Here is a 17,689-nt window from a genome sequence, read left to right as displayed (position 1 = left end):
TTCATTATTAACAAAAATTTAACTCATTTCTGATACTTGGTGATTCTCTTTGTCTAATACTATAGACCTTAAACTAATAACCTGCACCGGGCAGACTGAAAAACAGGCACCACATCCAGTACATGCATCAACATTAAGCTCTGGTTCGGCGATTCCACCGAGTTTTAAAGTAAAGTTAATGGCCTCATCATCACAAGACTCACCACAAGAGCGACAGATGGTCGCATTCATTGAAAGACAATTACTCAGGTCAATACTGGCCTTTATTTGCCATGGAGGTAGAAATTCTTTTTCTATAACGTTAGTAGGAACTTTCTTAAGTGCATTATCCGGACAAATATTCAAGCAATCTTCACAAAAATCACAGCCACCTCGTTTGAAGTCCATTTGTGGAAAACCACCACGCCCTTTGACGATCAATTCGTCAAAGCAGGCATCAACACACTTATTACAACGCGTACAATAATCTATAAAATATTCTTCAGGAAGAGCCCAAGGTGGTCTAAAAAGAGTTTTTTCTCCTTTTAAATCCCCTCTTAGCAACTGCATACGCGTTATTTTTGTCATTAATGAATGCAACTTCTCTGCTACAGAACGTTAAAGTTAAGTTTACGCTATCAGTCTATCAGAGCATTGACATAAATCAATATTAACCTTGTTTTATTAGAGGTTATTAATTTAGTAATTTGCTAAGTTATTACTATAGACAGTTTTATATATAATATTCAATTACTTATAAATATTTTTAGTGCTTTTGATAGAGAGAGTTCGAAGGGTTTATGAGATTGGATAGAATAGGATCTATACCCATGATACTTGAAAATGCAGCGAGATATTTTCAAGTATCATGAGTATATACTGGATTAAACGAGCTGAGAGCATGGCCTGTCCTTGTCCATGCTCTCTCGTTCAATACAATTATAATGACTTAATATTTGCCTCTACGTTCTTATATGCATCACTACCTGCAGGTAGTTGTGGTAGCAGAGCACTCCAGAATTGCTTGGCCGCTTCTTTATCACCCGCCATGCGAGCTAAGGAACCGGAAAGGAATAAGGCGTCTAAGTTTTTAGGATTATTCTCAGCCAATTGTGCAAATAACATACGTGCTTTGTTAAGCTGTTCACTATTTTTAGTTTTAATCACTGCATCAGAATAGCTCATCATAAGATTAGCATTCGTGGGATCCAGTTTCACAGCCTTGCCATAGGCATCTGCTGAATCATCTAGACGATTAAGTACACCATAGGACTTACCCAGCGTTTGCCAGCCTTTCAGATCCTGCGGATTGTCTTTAACACGCTTTTCTACTCGAGCAATCATCGCTGCAATAAATGCCTGCTCATCTTTTGAGCCCGTGAGTTGCTGACCCGGTGCAGGCCCACTTTTAGCGACTGTCTGTGTTTGTGATGCTGATGCAGTCTGTGTTTTTGCTATAGCTGCTTTTTTAGCAACCGGTACGCCACCATTCAATTCAGTCGTCACATGACTCAAATAAGAACTTACAATGCGCGACTGCTCACTATCGTCCGGTAACAAGGTCAATAGATGAGTCCAACGCTTAGCAGCCGTTGCTTTTTGACCATTTTCATAATCAAGAAAGCCCATAAACCACAAGGCATCACCATTATTCGGATCAGCTTTTAAAGTCGCAGATAAAATAGCCTGTGCTTTCTGATAAGAAGCCTTCTGACCTGTTTGCATTAAGGCTTCGACATAATTAATTTCTAATTCGGGAATCTCAACAGCATCCTCTTTCTTAACCAGGACTAAGGATTTTTCATAAGCAATCACCGCGTCATCATAACGCTTTAGCACCATATAAGAACGCCCCAACATATTCCAGCCCTGAGCATTACCCGCATCTTGTTCTAATTTCTTTTCTAAAGACGCCACCATCGCACTAATATCAGGCACTTGTTTTTGAGCAGCATGGGCATCATTGCTTAGCGGCTGAGCCAGCACAATTTGTTCAATATTACCGGGTATGATGGAAATATAAACCACAACAGAAAAAACAGGAATAAAAATCAGCATGGCAATCGATAGTTTTTTTGCACTGGCATTGCTTAATTGCACTAATTCGACCGAGCTTGAAGACGCTGCATCATCGATTAAGCTATGCTCAATTTCATTTTGCGCCTGAATACGCGCTTCTTCACTGAGTAAGCCATTATTAAAGTCCAGTTCAATTTGAACTTTCTTTTCTTCATAGAGTTTAATATTCAACGCTTTACGCTGATCAGCCTGCCCCTGAGTTTCAACCAATTCATCAGCAGAATAAGTCTTAAATAAAGGCTGTATTAATAGCAGTATCGCTATTACCACTAATATTGCACAAATTAACCATAGTACCCACATGCTTGTTTTACCTTTATTATTTGTTCTTTAGAATTGCTTGCAGCTTTTCTTTTTCTTGCTCAGAAAGCGCAACACTACTATTTTCTTCAGTTTTGCCCGCTTTAATTTTTTTCATCATGCTAAACAAACCCCAAAACATCAGTACAAAGGGGCCTGCCCACAAGAGCAAAGTCTGTATTTTAAACGGAGGATTGTATAAGACAAAATCACCATAACGCTCGACCATAAACTCAGTCACTTGTTCCTTAGTTTTGCCCTGCTTCAGCATTTTGGCCACTTCACGGCGTAAATCATCCGCTAAATCAGCATTGGAATCAATTAGGTTTTGATTCTGACAAACCAGACAACGTAACTCTTCAGCCAATTCTAAATAATCACTTTCTATTTGCGGATCATTAAAGACGATTGGATCTTTAGGTGCGCCCTTAGGGCCTGCTTGTACTTGTAGTGCAAATAATGAAACACCGAGTATCAGTAAAAAACTGATTAATTTACGTTTCATGATTCTGCCTCAAGTTGTTTGATTAATGGAATGAGTTTCTTATTCAAATCATCAATATAAACCGGGCCAGTATGCTTATAGCGAATCATGCCTTTTTTATCAATAATAAATGTTTCCGGTACACCATAAACGCCCCAGTCAATACCTATTCGACCAGCCAAATCATGGCCGCTTTTCACATAGGGATTACCACGAGCAGCCAACCAACGACGGGCATCTTCTATCTCGTCTTTATAATTAATGCCATAAATTTTAATGCCTTGTTTTGCTGCATAATTCAAAATCTCATGTTCAGCACGACAGGATACACACCAGGAAGCCCAGATATTGACTAAATAGACCTTGCCCTGTAATTCTTTACTACTGAAGGCTGTTTGATCGGCTTCAACTGTTGGCAATGTAAAATTAGGTACAGGCTTACCTATTAAAGGTGATGGTACATCACGAATAAATTCAGATTTGATTAATCCTACAATGAGTAAGACCACCAACAATCCAAAAATAATTAGCGGTGTCATGTATTGTTTTTTCATTTTTTCTTCTTTAGTTCAGTTCTTAAATAGGCTAAAGCGACCTTATGCCAAGGCAACTTTTGGGTCATTGTTTGTGCTATCAGTTTCTTTGCTATCACCATCAACTGTCTTTAAACGATAACGTCGATCCAATACAGCAATAAAACCACCCAAGCCCATGAAAATACAACCCAACCAAATCCAGCGTATAAAGGGCTTATAATAAATTCGCAAGCTCCAGGCACCATTGTCTAATTGTTCCGCCAGCGCAACGAATAAGTCACGGAACATACCTGCATCAATGCCCGCTTCAGTCATTGGCATACCACTCACTTGATAGGTTCGTTTTTGCGGGGTCAAGACAGCCACTTCTTCACCTTTAGGCCCCATGACACTGATAGCGCCTTCATAGGCGATATAGTTGGGTCCTTGATGTGAACTAGCACCTTCAAAAGTAAAGGAGTAACCACCTAAACTAATGGTGTCACCAGGTTCCATCCGTAAATCTTTTTGCAAACTCATGGACTCTGTAAAGGTAACACCGACCACGAAGATAGCAATACCAATATGGGCGACATTCATACCATAGAATGATAAGGGAATTTTTTTCATCGCAGCAAAGGCATTGCCTTTGTTACGCACGCGAAGCACAAAGCTCATAACCACACTTGAGACCACCAGCGTTGCAAGGCCAATACTTAAAGCAACCATGATCGAGCCTTTTTCAATAAAGAGCATGGCAATACCGACTGACAAAGCAACAAACAACGGAATAATCATTTGTTTGGCAACGCGTTCAAAGGTATCACTCTTCCAGCGCATCAAGGGAGCCATGGACATAATCACCAGCGCCGGTAGCATAATAGGCACAAAGACGGTATTAAAGTACGGTTCGCCCACGGATAATTTACCTAAGTCTATCAGCTGATCTAATAACGGATAAAGTGTACCGAGCAAGACCATAGCACAGGCAACTGTCAGCAGGATGTTTCCTAAGAGCATAAAGGTGTCTTTGGAAAATAAATTAAATTGACCGCCGCCATTCATGGAAGCACCACGAATGGCATAAAGCATGAGAGAACCACCAATCACCAGTACCAAGAAAGCCAGAATAAACGAGCCACGAGTTGGATCAGAGGCGAAGGCATGTACGGAAACCAATACCCCTGAGCGCACTAAAAAAGTACCTAATAAGCTTAGAGAGAAAGCCATTAAGGATAATAGCACCGTCCAGCTTTTGAAGGCACCACGTTTTTCAGTCACGACTAAGGAGTGAATTAATGCCGTACCGACTAACCAAGGCATGAACGATGCGTTCTCAACGGGATCCCAGAACCACCAGCCACCCCAGCCTAATTCATAATAAGCCCACCAACTACCTAATGCGATACCCAGCGTTAAGAACACCCAAGCAATGACTGTCCAAGGACGCGACCAACGAGCCCAAGCCGAATCTAACTGACCTGAAATCAGCCCAGCAATGGTAATACTGAAGACCACTGAAAAGCCCACATAGCCCATATAAAGCATGGGCGGATGAATGACTAAGCCAAAATCTTGCAACAAGGGGTTTAAGTCCTTACCGTCCAAAGCGGCAGGGAAAAGACGATCAAATGGATTTGAAGTAAATATAATAAATAATAGGAACCCGATACTCAGCAAACCCATTACCGCCAACACTCTTGACGTCATGGCTATGGGCAGACTTTTACTGAAAAAAGCCACTGCAACTGTCCAGATGGAAAGAATTAACAGCCATAATAAAAAGGAGCCTTCATGTGCTCCCCATACGGCGGAAATTTTAAACATCATAGGCAATGCTGAATTAGAGTTTGATGCGACATACCGGACTGAAAAATCATCCACCGCAAAGGAATAAGCCAGCGCAATAAAGGATATCAAAATCATCAAAAACTGAGCCACTACCGCATAACGGGAAAACTGCATAAGTTGCAGATTATTTTTATGTGCGCCAATTAAGGGTAAAGCCGCCAGAATAATAGCGATTGCCAGGGCAATCGTCAGGGCAAAGTTGCCAATTTCAGGTATCATTGTGTGACAGCTCCTGGTGCTTCATTTTTAGGGGTGTTGTTGGAGGTATTACTAGGAATATTATTAGAAGTAGTGCTTTGGGCGTTAGTATTTTCTGCCATTTTCTTTTTGCCTTCTTCTTGCGCTTTATCTAAAGCGTCTTGAACCTCTGGAGGCATATAATTTTCATCGTGTTTGGCGAGCACTACGTCTGCAACAAAGTGAGGCACCTTATTGCCATCCGCGAGCATTTTAGTTGAACCATCCATTTTACCCGTGGCAACAATGCCCTGACCTTCACGAAATAAATCTGGCAAAATTCCCACATAAGTCACAGCGATGGTTTCACCACCATCAGTAATATCGAAGTGGATAGTCATACCATCTTTTTCACGCTTAACACTGCCGGTAGTGACGAGTCCACCGAGACGAAAGGAGTGATCAATCGGCGCTTCACCGGCTTTTACCTGGGTGGGACTGAAAAAATAAAGTAAATTTTGATCCAAGGCTTTAAGGCCCAGAGTCACGGCAGCGCCAACACCGGCTAAGATTAATAAAATCAATATCAGGCGATTTTTACGTTTCGGGTTCATGGGTTTTCCTGCGTTTTTGCTTGTGCTTGAGCCGCTTTTTGATGTGCTTCTCGACGGTATTTCATCATTAATTCCTTAAAAATAGCTTTCTTATCGAGCAGCGGTTTAAAGGCAACATAGCCCATCACCACAGCGGCAATGCCATAGGATGACCAGACATAAGCGCCGTATTTTCCCATTTGTAACATTTCAAGCATATTAATAACTCATATTTAATAAATTTTGTAATGGGTGATTATTCGTAGATCATACCTATCAAGTATTCACTTTAACGATCTCTTTCACCCAACTATTATTCTGTTCAGTATATAAGACTTTATTTCTCGCTCGTATTAAGACCACAGTGGCGTAATAAAGTTTAAAACCCAAGGCCATTAATAATAAAGGGATGAGCATAGAGATATGAATTGAAGGCTTATCAAACTTGGTCACTGTCGCACCCTGATGCAAGGTATTCCACCATTCAACTGAATAATGAATGATAGGAATGTTAATTACACCCACAATAGCCAATATCGCACAGGCTCTTGCCGCAGCGCGAGGCTCTTCAATGGCGGCTTCTAAAGCCATAAATCCCAGATAGAGAAATAATAAGATCAGCTCTGAAGTTAAACGTGCATCCCAAACCCACCATGCACCCCACATTGGCTTACCCCAAATAGAACCCGTGACTAAAGCCAAAAAGGTAAAAGCCGCACCAATGGGCGCACTACTGCTGGCGACCACATCGGCGAGTTTAATTTTCCAAATCATACCTATGGCACCAGATATCGCCATCACCATATAGATAAACATGGACATCCAGGCTGCTGGAACATGAATGTAAATAATACGATAGCTGTCACCCTGCTGGTAATCCACTGGGGCAAGAAATAAGCCATCGATACTGCCGGCAATTAGCAGTAACGCAGCTGACCAACCAAGCCAAGGGATCATTTTTCCGGAGATACGATAAAAATGTTTCGGTGAAGCAAAGTGATAAATAAACTTCATCACGGATTTAAAAAAACCGGTCTTTTGAGATTTCATTATTCGAGACTCACTCTAAGTGCAGCGGAGGTGGCAATGGGCGCTAGGGTTAAACAAAAAATCATAAAAGCGGCCAGAAAATAAAGCTGACCGGAGATCGATAAACCTGCCATGCTGCTGCCAACTGCATTGGAAGAAAAAATTAATACGGGAATATATAAAGGTAATACCAATAGTGACAATAACATCCCGCCACGTTTTAAGGCAACAACCAGTGCCATACCAATCGCACCAATTAAACTTAATATGGGTGTGCCTAACAATAAGGTTATCATCAAGGTTTCGATAGCATCCGGGCTTAAAAACATCACCGTACCGAGCAAAGGAGAGAAAATAATAATCGGGAAACCAGTGATCAGCCAATGCACAATAATTTTTGCTAACACCATAATAGACAAAGGATATTCGCTCAATAACATCAATTCTAAGGTGCCATCATCATAATCAGAACGAAAAAGAGAATCCAAAGAGAGCATAGAAGCTAATAATGCAGCCACCCAGATAATACCTGGGCCAATTTCAGCTAAGGTTTGTTTTTCGGGACTGATCCCCAAAGGAAAAAGTGTCACCACTATTACAAAGAAAAATAATGGATTGAATATTTCACTCTTATGTCTGAAGGCCAGACGTAAATCACGTTTTAATAAACTAAGAAAAGCGTTATACACTCAGTTTCTACCCTATTATTACTTCAGGATTATTGACAAAATGTGCATTTTACATGGTTATGCAGGCACATAATAGTATTAAACAATGCAAATATAGTAATTTATGCTTGTTATCACTCATATTCATGATGCATATCAAAGCTAAGGACAAATAACTAACGACAAAATTGACCTAATGTCATCTTACAAGGAGGGGGTTTAGGCGAAACTATAAAGTTTAGTCACTGAGTTGCCCAGAGGGTAATTGCAGGTATTTAGTCGTGCAGTTTTTCAGGTTAACTTCCTGATGAGTGGTCAGTAAAACCATACCACCTTCATTGACATGTTGTTGAATAACTTGTAGAAAAAATGCCACACCAACCACATCTAATGAGGTGAAAGGTTCATCCAAAAGCCATAAACGCGCCTTGGATAAGATTGCCTGAGCAATAGCAACTCGGCGTTTTTGACCCGCAGAGAGCTGATTGCAATACATCTCTTCAAAGCCGTACAAGCCAACTTTTTCTAATACATCCAGAATGGCTTGCTCACTATGCTGAGTGCTTAATTCACAATAACTACGAACATTCTCTACGGGTGTCAATTCTAATTTGATACCCAGTTTATGCCCCATAAAAGCAATATTCTCATTGTATTCACTGCGAAACTTGCGGCAATCATAGCCATCGAAGCTAATTTCACCGCTGATTGGCAAAGCCAATCCCGATAGAATTCTTAATAAACTGGTCTTCCCAGTGCCATTTTCACCTTTGATGTGCAAAACTTCACCGGGAGAAAGCATAAAGTTAAGATCAGTAAAAAGTTCTCTATAGCCTCGTTCACAGGTCAGATTCTGAACTTTCAAACCTTTTACAGCTTGAGGCGATGAATTATTATCGGATGGTATATTATTTTCGTATGACACGGTTATATTCATTGAAGGTTTGATTATTATGCTTTTTTTTGGTATTTCAATACCATTTAAAAGCATAAATGATTAAGAAAAGATGAACTTAAATGTTCATTTTAGCAATCTTTTCGCTCATATTAGTCAACTTGCCCATAATTCACAAATTCAGGATTAAAATATCCCAGCAAGTGACTGTTTTTTCGTACTGTATTTAAGATAATGCATTTTCTCAGTGAAATAGTTTTACACAACAAAAAAGCTGTGTTAAGAGTTTTACACAGGCACTATATCAGAATTATCTTTTATATTAAGCATGTCAACTCTCTTTACAAACTATTTTTTAACTCATTGTTTTTAAATAAATTATTTTTAACTTTAAAGTCTGTTCATTTTGTAATCAATTTGTAACATAACTTAATGACGTCAAGCTTTCAGCGTTTTACCCAAAGTTTATTCACAGACTTATCCACAGCTATTGTGAGTAAAATATTGTTTCGCAAATGTTGAGTAAACTAGTCAAATTCTATGGCTTCACCCGGCTCAACAATTTCAACTTTATCACCAATATTCAGGCGATTATCACTTAAATAAGTTAATTTATGTAATAAATTCTGACCAAAGAAGACTTTATTTTGTTTTTTTCTAAATAAAGCAAGGGTTTGCAAAGGTTCACGACTTTCTTTTTCGCCATTTTCTGGATTCACCGTGGTAATGACGCAGCGTGAGCAAGGTTTAACAGCATAAAAATCAATGGCAGCAATTTTAAAGTGACCCAATTGATCTTCAGCATAGGCTTCACAGCCTGAAATAACGATATTAGGACGAAAACGATTCATGCTTAAGTCAATATCCACTCGGTTATTCAAATCAGCCAAAGAGGCTTCACTGATCACCAGATTGGGAAAGCCATCTGAAAAACTGGCAATATCTTTTTCTTTATCCAAGACATAATCAGGATCGACTGGACGAATGCTATCATCAGGCATATAGACCAATTGGCAATCAACGCCTAAAAATTCACTAAACCAATTATCAATAGCCGTATTGATGTGGTGTGCTTTTACTTGATCATCCCAACAGGTCACTTCGACTTCATCGTACAACTCTATCTGTTGGTCAGGATAAGGAATGATTAACACCGGCATATCCGGCGCTCGCACGGACAAGCCATAATCAGCAATACCTTTTTCAAAGCTAGGCTCAATTAAGGTCATTTTGGGATGTTGGCGCTGAGTAATAAAACGATTATTTTCATCTATCAACATCCAGCGTCGATCATATTGGAAACCTCTTTTTTCCAATTGCACGCTATCCAGTGAAATCCCCCGCATTGATTTAAGTGGATAAATCCATAATTGGGAAACTATAATATCACTCATGATATTCGCCTTGCCTTTAAATTTGAGTTATTTAATTTCGCCTAGAATACCATTCTGATTGGCATATTGAAAATGACTTTGCTCAGTGAAAGGATCAATTTATTTAGCGCATAAAATTCTTTTTCAGATATTGCTTATGAAGAATCCTTATAAAACAAGCATGTAAAATCAGTCTATTCTTTTTTTTTAAAAACTTTCAAAAAAGACTAGTATTTATTTTTCAGTATCATATAATACGCACCACTTCGGAGCGGTAGTTCAGCTGGTTAGAATACCTGCCTGTCACGCAGGGGGTCGCGGGTTCGAGTCCCGTCCGTTCCGCCACATTTATATGAATAGTTTTGCTATTACTTTTTAAGCCCTATTATAGTGAGCTTATCTAAAAAATTATTCATTCTTTTTTTTGCTGAAACTTTGTTATTCTTTCTCTCAGCAATTTACTGCCTATCGATTAAATATTTTTTTAAATAATTCCAATCGTATCTTTTTATGCCCATAAAATTACTGACCTTTGATCTCGATGATACCCTGTGGCCCTGCATGATCACTATCACGCGCACCGAAGAACGCTTACATCAATGGTTTAGTCAACATCACCCCTATATCCCAGCACAATATAACATTAAGCAGTTACGTGAAAAACGCACACAATTAGTCACTAAGCATCAACATATCGCACATGATCTCACTGCTGTACGTAAAAAATCATTTGCCCTGCTGTCCCGGGAAATGGGCTATTCTCCCGAACAAGAAAAGCAATTCATACAGGCTGCTTATGAGTTTTACATTAACGAACGTAATAAGGTCAGTTTGTACGAAGATGTTATCCCGACTCTAAAAACACTCAAGGCAGACTTTCGTCTTGGTGCGGTCAGTAATGGTAATGCAGATATTTACCAAGTGGGTCTTGGACATCTATTCGACTTTTCCTGGTCTGCGGCGGATGCGGGCAAGCAAAAACCACATCCCATTGTTTTCAATTCCTTATTAGAAAAACAGCAATTAGAAGCCCATGAAGTCATTCATATCGGTGATGATCCCCTTACTGATATCCAAGGTGCGCAACAATCAGGCATTCGTGCCATCTGGCTTAATCGTGACCACTTGCCCTGGCCAGAAAAAATTAATCCACCTTTCATAGAGATAGATCAACTAAATCAATTGCCTGACATACTCAAAGCGTTACTTGATTACCCACAAAGCTCCGCCATATTTCGATAATTATACTATAATTATACTATAATTAAAGTATAGATTATGTGTGGAGTAGAATGATGTCAAAAAATAAAATTCAGTTTCAAGAAGGTTATAGTTTATTTGAGCTTTTTAATGATTATGGCACTGACAAACAGTGCCGACAAGCCTTATTTAAATGGAAATTTCCTGATGGATTTGTTTGCCCAGAGTGTGGCAATAAGACTTATTGCAATTGAAGATCAGCAACCTGTGGGACAATATTTGAGCATTAAACTGCCTTTAAAGTGGAGATTCATCTTATGACTCAAGACAGCGGTTTCAGCATTAGAATTAAAGAGACAGCTTAAGGTAAGTATACAGCCTGGAGTATGAAACAAAAGATCATGCAGGTTATGAAAGAACGTGATGACAGTAAACCTTTATCAGGCATCATTCAAATTGATGATGCCTACTGGGGTGGTGAGCACAGAGGCGGCTCCAGAGGTCGTGGTTCAGAAAATAAAACACCGTTCGTTGCAGCCGTTTCTACTAATGAAGATGGACACCCGATTGCAATGAATTTAAATGTGCTTAAAGGGTTTAAATCCAGTGAAATAAAACGATGGGCACAAACTCATTTAACACCTGGAAGTACTGTTTACTCAGATGGGTTAAATTGTTTTCCTGCGGTTAAAGAAGCTGACTGTAAGCATGTTCCAATCGTCACGGGTGGTGGTGCGGCAAGTGTTGATAAAATTGAGTTTATCTGGGTTAACACTATGATAGGTAATATTAAAAACTCTATGAAGGGAAGCTATCATTCCATTAACTCAAAACATTTACCTCGGTATCTTGCTGAATTTTGTTATCGGTTTAATAGACGCTTTAACTTAAAAGACATGATGCCAAGGTTGTAATCAAGAAGCGTTATAATCGAATAAAGGGTGTTTAAACCTGTCTCTCAACTCACATTGGAGCTTCGATGGCTTATATTATTACCTCAATTGCCAGTATTTTATTTCTCACCAGTATCATGTTACTGTTTTTCACTTCAACCATGAAAAATATCCTATTCTTTTTCTTTGCCCCACGTTGGATTAATACTGTTATTATTTTACGTATGTTAATGGGCTTCATCATCATTGCTGCTGCACCGTTCACCGGTTTTCCCAATATGATGCTATTTCTGGGTATCGCCGTGATATTCCTAGCCATGACCATGCCTTTCTTCTCCGAAGACAGTTTGCATAATATGTCGCAATGGTGGTTAGACCAATCCAATTGGATGTTACGTCTTTATGCCATTATTTTCGCCCCTATCTGGCTATTTTTTGTTTTTGCCTCATTACCCGATCCCGGCGTTTTAGAAGAAGTTTTACACTCCTTTAACCTTCATACTCATTAAATTTTATACCCATGATATTTGGAAATGCAGACTTCGTTCTTTTAACTAAAAGCCTCAATCATGTAGTACTTATACACTCAATCGGCTCTTAGTCAAAATGCCTCGCTACATTTCCAAGTATCACGGGTATTACATACCTTTTATTGAGAAAAACGATAGAAGGTATGAATAAAGTTAAATCCTCCTAAAACACATCTACAAGATCCATAATTCCTGCTAAAATAGTATCTTTACACTTGGATAATTGGTCTTATATTATGTCGCAAGCGATCACTCAAAATAAGAGTCAGCGTTTTTCACAATTGGAAACCCAGCTCAAAGCCCGCATTTTATTTCTCGATGGTGCCATGGGCACCATGATTCAACAATATGAGTTGGGTGAAGACGATTATCGTGGTGAACGTTTTAAAAACTGGCCTTCTGATCTCAAAGGCAATAATGACCTGCTATCCCTGACCCAGCCACATATCATTAAATCCATTCATAGCCAATACCTTGAAGCTGGCGCGGACATTGTTGAGACCAACACCTTTAGTTCAACCACCATTGCCATGGCTGATTACAACATGGAAGAGCTGGCCTTTGAACTCAATGTTGCCTCCGCACAATTAGCCCGTGAAGCCGCTGATGAAGCCGAAGCCAAAGACAGCATTCCACGCTTTGTCGCAGGAGTTTTAGGCCCGACCAACCGTACCGCCAGTATTTCACCCGATGTGAATGATCCCGGCTTTCGAAATGTCACCTTTGATGAATTGGTCGATGCCTATTACGATGCCACCCGAGGTCTCGTTGAAGGTGGCAGTGATATCATTCTGATAGAGACTATCTTTGATACACTGAATGCCAAGGCCGCTGTGTTTGCAGTGAAAAAATATTTCGATGATCATGACATTGAATATCCCATCATGATCTCCGGTACGATTACCGACAAATCAGGTCGTACCCTTTCTGGTCAAACCACCGAAGCATTTTACAATGCCCTGAGCCATGCTGACCCCATTTCTATCGGCCTAAACTGTGCCTTAGGTGCAGGTGATTTACGCGCCTATGTAGAAGAATTATCTAAGATTTCTAACTGTGCAGTATCTGCTCATCCGAATGCCGGCTTACCCAATGAACTAGGTGGCTATGATGAATCACCTGAGCAAATGGCTGTGCAGCTAGAAGAATGGGCGGCATCAGGCTATATCAATATCATTGGTGGTTGCTGTGGCACATCACCTGAAACCATTGCAGCCATTAAAGCCGCTGTAGAAAAGCACAGCCCAAGACAAATCCCGGACATTAAACGTCAATGTCGCCTATCGGGACAAGAACCTTTCAATATCGCCGATGATTCGCTATTTGTTAATGTTGGTGAACGCAACAATGTCACCGGTTCAGCCCGTTTTCTACGCTTGATTAAAGAAGAAAACTACGAAGAAGCCGTTTCTGTGGCACTGGAGCAGGTTGAAAGTGGTGCCCTGATCATTGATATCAATATGGACGAGGCCATGCTCGACGGTGTAGCCGCCATGACCCGCTTTCTTAATCTAATAGCAGCCGAACCTGAAATCGCCAAAGTCCCCATTATGGTGGACTCTTCCAAATGGGAAGTGATTGAAGCCGGTTTAAAATGTATACAAGGCAAAGGCATTGTTAACTCAATCAGCCTAAAAGAAGGTGAAGAGCGCTTTATTCATCACGCACGACTGATTCGTCACTATGGTGCTGCTGCCATTGTTATGGCCTTTGATGAAGATGGTCAGGCCGATACTCAGGCACGTAAGGTGGAAATTTGTACCCGCTCTTACAATATTCTGACAGAACAGGTCGGCTTCCCTCCTGAAGATATTATTTTTGATCCCAATATTTTTGCCATCGCCACCGGTATTGATGAACATAATAATTATGGCGTCGATTTTATTGAAGCCACACGCATTATTAAAAATACCCTGCCTCATGCCAAGGTTTCCGGTGGTGTGTCTAATGTATCCTTCTCATTTCGAGGTAATAACCCCGTACGTGAAGCCATTCATGCAGTCTTTTTATACCATGCCATTCAGGCCGGTATGGATATGGGTATTGTCAATGCTGGACAACTGGCCATTTATGATGATATCCCCAAAGACTTACGTGATATCGTTGAAGATGTGGTCTTAAACCGCCCCCCGAAAAACACGGCTCTCAATGCCACTGATGCCTTATTGGAAATGGCTGAAAATTACCGTGATGGCGCTATCGGCGGCAAGGGTCGTGTCGTGGATCTTTCCTGGCGCGAACTTGATGTCGCGGGACGACTCAGCCACTCATTAGTCAAAGGCATAACCGACTACATTGATGACGATACTGAAGAAGCTCGTCTGGCTTTTGATCAGCCTATTGAAGTCATTGAAGGGCCTTTAATGGACGGAATGAATACCGTTGGTGATTTATTCGGTAGTGGCAAAATGTTTTTGCCCCAAGTGGTTAAATCTGCCCGAGTAATGAAAAAAGCCGTTGCTTGGTTAATGCCTTATATTGATGCCCAAAAAGAAGCGGCTGCAAAAAATGGTGAAGCCATTACGACCCATAATGGTCGCATACTCATGGCCACCGTTAAGGGTGACGTGCACGACATTGGTAAAAATATCGTTGGTGTCGTACTGCAATGTAATAACTTCGAAGTGATAGACATGGGCGTAATGGTGTCTGCCGAAGATATTCTGCAAAAAGCCAAAGATGAGAATTGCGATATTGTTGGTCTATCCGGTCTGATTACCCCATCTCTTGATGAGATGGTGCATATCGCCAAAGAAATGCAGCGCCAAGGTTTTACAATTCCTATTATTTTAGGGGGTGCAACTACCTCCAGTATTCATACGGCAGTCAAAATTGAGCCACAATATGAAAACCCCGTCGTACACGTTACGGATGCTTCTCGCGCAGTCGGTGTATGTCAGAGCTTGTTGTCTGATACCTTAAAAGACAATTTTGCTAGCACCGTCAAAGCAGAATACGAAAAAATTCGTGTCGCCAGAGAAAAGAAAGGCACTAAGACCAATCAAATTACGATTGCTCAGGCGCGGAAGAATAAAATGCCGATCAATTGGCAAGATGGTTCAAATATTGCCATTGGGGTGAAATCCAATAGTGGCTATGACTTATCTAAAGGCTATACACCCACTAAGCCCCGCTTTTTAGGCACTAAAACCTTTACTGATTATCCTTTGGAAGATTTACGGGAACGCATTGACTGGGGGCCATTTTTCCAAACTTGGGAACTTAAAGGTCGCTATCCTGCTATTTTGGATAATGAGGTCTATGGTGAAGAGGCACGTAAAGTGTTTAAAGACGCCACCGACATGCTGGACAAAATCATTGCTGAAAAGTGGGTCACAGCCAATGCCATTATTGGTTTTTACCCGGCTAATAGTGTCAATGATGATGACGTGGAATTATATACCGATGAGAGTCGTAGTGAAGTATTAACAAGCTTCCATTTTCTACGCCAGCAAATGAAGAAGCCCTTGGGGAAATATAATCAGTGCCTAGCCGATACCATTGCGCCAAAAGACAGTGGAATTAAGGACTATATTGGCACCTTCGCAGTCACTACCGGTCTAGGCATTGAAACCAAGCTAGAAGAATTTGAAAAAGATCATGATGACTATCAATCCATTATGCTCAAAGCCTTGGCAGATAGACTCGCTGAAGCCTTTGCAGAAAAAATGCATGAACTGGTTCGCAAAGAATACTGGGGCTATGCTGCGGATGAAACATTAGACAACGAAGCACTGATTTTTGAAAAATATCAGGGCATTCGTCCTGCTCCGGGTTATCCTGCTTGTCCGGATCATACCGAAAAAGGCATACTCTGGGATTTGATGGATGCTCAAACTGAAACCGGCATTGAACTCACTAGCAGCTATGCCATGATGCCCGCTTCGGCAGTGTCTGGGATGTATTTTGCACATCCTCAAGTGAGCTATTTTGGCACCGGAAAAATCCATAAGGATCAGGTAGAAGATTATTCTAAGCGTAAGGGCTTTGATATGGATAAGGCTGAACGCTGGTTATCGCCCGTGTTGAGTTATTAGTCTGGATTCAGCTTATCGTTACATTAGTAGGATGTGGTGAGGAACGAACCGCATCAAAGGCATCTAATTGTCATTGATGCGGTTCGTTCCTCACCACATCCTACAACTGAAGTATAAAACGGGTTTGATCTGTCCCGTTTTTTTAAGAGGAATCACTCATTAATCGGCTTTATTATATTCATGATCCGATGTGTAGCTGGTGTTATGCTTTTAAACCGGTCTTAGCCTCCTTACGTCAGCAATTACCGGATGATATGGAATTTGTTGCACTATTAGGTGGACTAGCACCCGATACTAACGACCCTATGCCAGAAGCAATGCGCCAGCAATTGCAGGATACTTGGCGGCGCATTGAAATCAAAGTACCAGGCATTGAGTTTAATCATGATTTTTGGGATAAGTGGCAACAAACACAGCCTCGTCGTGCCACTTATCCTGCTTGTCGTGCTGTGATTGCAGCACACAGCTTTGATTTTTTAGAGATGGATTCACCCGACAGCCATCAATTTGAAAACTTAATGATTGCAGCCATTCAAAAAGCCTATTATCAACAAGCCCTCAATCCTTCCGATAAGCAAATACTCATCACACTAGCCGAAACCATAGGCTTAGATAGGAGTGCATTCAAAAAAGTCTTGGAAGCTGAAGCATGTCAATTAGAATTGGATAAGCAAATAGCTCAAAGTCAGCAAATGAATGCCCGCTCCTACCCTTCGCTGGTCTTAGGAATCACTCAAAATGACTCAAAGAATAGTAGTTTTTGGCCAGTCAGCATTGATTATCGCAATGCTGAATCAATGCTAGAAACCATCAATATGTTATTGGAGTTTGAAGATTAAACCACACTTATTGCGCTAATATTTCTTCCATTAGAGCAAGATTAATTTTTGCCGCAGACAAGTCCTCTTGCACATTCTCTACCAGCAATTCTTTAGCCTGTTGGCAAATTAAGGTTTGATGCTCTTTATCAAACAACTGAAATGCAGCGCGGATTGCCCCTTCGGACTCACTTAATAAAGTAGGCACTAAGTCATTTTGCGCAATCGGTGAACGCGGTCTGAGCAAATCAGCAACCAGCGGAAACTG

At 40.6% G+C, this 17,689-nt stretch carries 16 protein-coding genes, 1 tRNA gene and 1 pseudogene; 6 read left to right on the top strand and 12 right to left on the bottom strand.

Features of this window, described 5'->3' with window-relative positions; all coding sequences use genetic code 11:
- Positions 1 to 18: 18 nt before the first annotated feature.
- The 11 genes from napF to JEU79_RS07055 all read right to left on the bottom strand — a co-directional run bounded on the left by napF (position 19) and on the right by JEU79_RS07055 (position 9,964).
- On the bottom strand, positions 19 to 567 hold the full coding sequence (gene napF, locus JEU79_RS07105; RefSeq protein ID WP_246540079.1) for a ferredoxin-type protein NapF: 549 nt from the start codon (positions 565 to 567) through the stop codon (positions 19 to 21).
- Positions 568 to 918: 351 nt separating this feature from the next.
- The gene (gene ccmI / locus JEU79_RS07100; protein WP_198263537.1) at positions 919 to 2,361 is read right to left on the bottom strand and encodes a c-type cytochrome biogenesis protein CcmI; all 1,443 of its coding nucleotides are present in this window, start codon (positions 2,359 to 2,361) and stop codon (positions 919 to 921) included.
- A gap of 16 nt (positions 2,362 to 2,377) precedes the next feature.
- On the bottom strand, positions 2,378 to 2,863 hold the full coding sequence (locus JEU79_RS07095) for a cytochrome c-type biogenesis protein (protein ID WP_198263536.1): 486 nt from the start codon (positions 2,861 to 2,863) through the stop codon (positions 2,378 to 2,380).
- A complete protein-coding gene (locus JEU79_RS07090; protein WP_198263535.1) occupies positions 2,860 to 3,396 on the bottom strand; it encodes a DsbE family thiol:disulfide interchange protein in 537 nt (178 codons plus the stop codon). Before JEU79_RS07090 ends, JEU79_RS07095 begins: the two co-directional genes overlap by 4 nt.
- 42 nt (positions 3,397 to 3,438) lie before the next feature.
- Entirely contained in the window at positions 3,439 to 5,427 is a 1,989-nt protein-coding gene (locus JEU79_RS07085; RefSeq protein ID WP_198263534.1) for a heme lyase CcmF/NrfE family subunit, read from the bottom strand.
- The gene (gene ccmE / locus JEU79_RS07080) at positions 5,424 to 5,999 is read right to left on the bottom strand and encodes a cytochrome c maturation protein CcmE (RefSeq protein WP_198263533.1); all 576 of its coding nucleotides are present in this window, start codon (positions 5,997 to 5,999) and stop codon (positions 5,424 to 5,426) included. The genes JEU79_RS07085 and ccmE overlap by 4 nt, the downstream gene beginning before the upstream one ends.
- Positions 5,996 to 6,196 (bottom strand): heme exporter protein CcmD, encoded by a 201-nt coding sequence (ccmD, locus tag JEU79_RS07075; protein ID WP_198263532.1) that lies wholly within the window; start codon positions 6,194 to 6,196, stop codon positions 5,996 to 5,998. Before ccmD ends, ccmE begins: the two co-directional genes overlap by 4 nt.
- Before the next feature lie 58 nt (positions 6,197 to 6,254).
- Positions 6,255 to 7,028: a heme ABC transporter permease gene (locus JEU79_RS07070; protein ID WP_281400847.1), complete on the bottom strand. Its 774-nt coding sequence runs from the start codon at positions 7,026 to 7,028 to the stop codon at positions 6,255 to 6,257.
- Entirely contained in the window at positions 7,028 to 7,696 is a 669-nt protein-coding gene (ccmB, locus tag JEU79_RS07065; RefSeq protein WP_198263531.1) for a heme exporter protein CcmB, read from the bottom strand. Before ccmB ends, JEU79_RS07070 begins: the two co-directional genes overlap by 1 nt.
- A 217-nt stretch (positions 7,697 to 7,913) precedes the next feature.
- The gene (gene ccmA, locus JEU79_RS07060; protein WP_246540077.1) at positions 7,914 to 8,600 is read right to left on the bottom strand and encodes a cytochrome c biogenesis heme-transporting ATPase CcmA; all 687 of its coding nucleotides are present in this window, start codon (positions 8,598 to 8,600) and stop codon (positions 7,914 to 7,916) included.
- A gap of 497 nt (positions 8,601 to 9,097) precedes the next feature.
- On the bottom strand, positions 9,098 to 9,964 hold the full coding sequence (locus JEU79_RS07055; protein WP_198263529.1) for an MOSC domain-containing protein: 867 nt from the start codon (positions 9,962 to 9,964) through the stop codon (positions 9,098 to 9,100).
- A 247-nt stretch (positions 9,965 to 10,211) separates the two neighbouring features.
- Between JEU79_RS07055 and JEU79_RS07050 the strand changes: the two genes are divergently transcribed.
- From JEU79_RS07050 to JEU79_RS07020, 6 genes and pseudogenes are all read left to right on the top strand, one after another.
- Positions 10,212 to 10,288: transfer RNA gene (locus JEU79_RS07050), tRNA-Asp, on the top strand.
- Positions 10,289 to 10,453: 165 nt separating this feature from the next.
- The gene (locus JEU79_RS07045; protein ID WP_281400846.1) at positions 10,454 to 11,185 is read left to right on the top strand and encodes an HAD family hydrolase; all 732 of its coding nucleotides are present in this window, start codon (positions 10,454 to 10,456) and stop codon (positions 11,183 to 11,185) included.
- Positions 11,186 to 11,238: 53 nt separating this feature from the next.
- Positions 11,239 to 12,051, top strand: a pseudogene (locus JEU79_RS26220) (IS1595 family transposase); the annotation flags it as partial.
- A 71-nt stretch (positions 12,052 to 12,122) separates the two neighbouring features.
- A complete protein-coding gene (locus tag JEU79_RS07030) occupies positions 12,123 to 12,545 on the top strand; it encodes a hypothetical protein (RefSeq protein WP_198263525.1) in 423 nt (140 codons plus the stop codon).
- A gap of 257 nt (positions 12,546 to 12,802) precedes the next feature.
- The gene (metH, locus tag JEU79_RS07025) at positions 12,803 to 16,603 is read left to right on the top strand and encodes a methionine synthase (protein ID WP_198263524.1); all 3,801 of its coding nucleotides are present in this window, start codon (positions 12,803 to 12,805) and stop codon (positions 16,601 to 16,603) included.
- A gap of 158 nt (positions 16,604 to 16,761) precedes the next feature.
- Positions 16,762 to 17,442, top strand: a complete 681-nt coding sequence (locus JEU79_RS07020; protein WP_198265897.1) for a DsbA family protein — start codon at positions 16,762 to 16,764, stop codon at positions 17,440 to 17,442.
- A gap of 7 nt (positions 17,443 to 17,449) precedes the next feature.
- Here the strand turns inward: JEU79_RS07020 and JEU79_RS07015 are convergent, their stop codons facing one another.
- Positions 17,450 to 17,668 carry a hypothetical protein gene (locus JEU79_RS07015; protein ID WP_198263523.1) on the bottom strand — a complete coding sequence of 73 codons (219 nt, stop codon included), beginning with the start codon at positions 17,666 to 17,668 and terminating at the stop codon, positions 17,450 to 17,452.
- Positions 17,669 to 17,689 lie beyond the last annotated feature (21 nt).

The sequence above is a fragment of the sulfur-oxidizing endosymbiont of Gigantopelta aegis genome, assembly GCF_016097415.1.
Lineage (GTDB): Bacteria > Pseudomonadota > Gammaproteobacteria > GRL18 > GRL18 > GRL18.
Note: the sequence above shows the minus strand (reverse complement) of the source record. Positions and strands in the feature narration are given on the sequence as shown.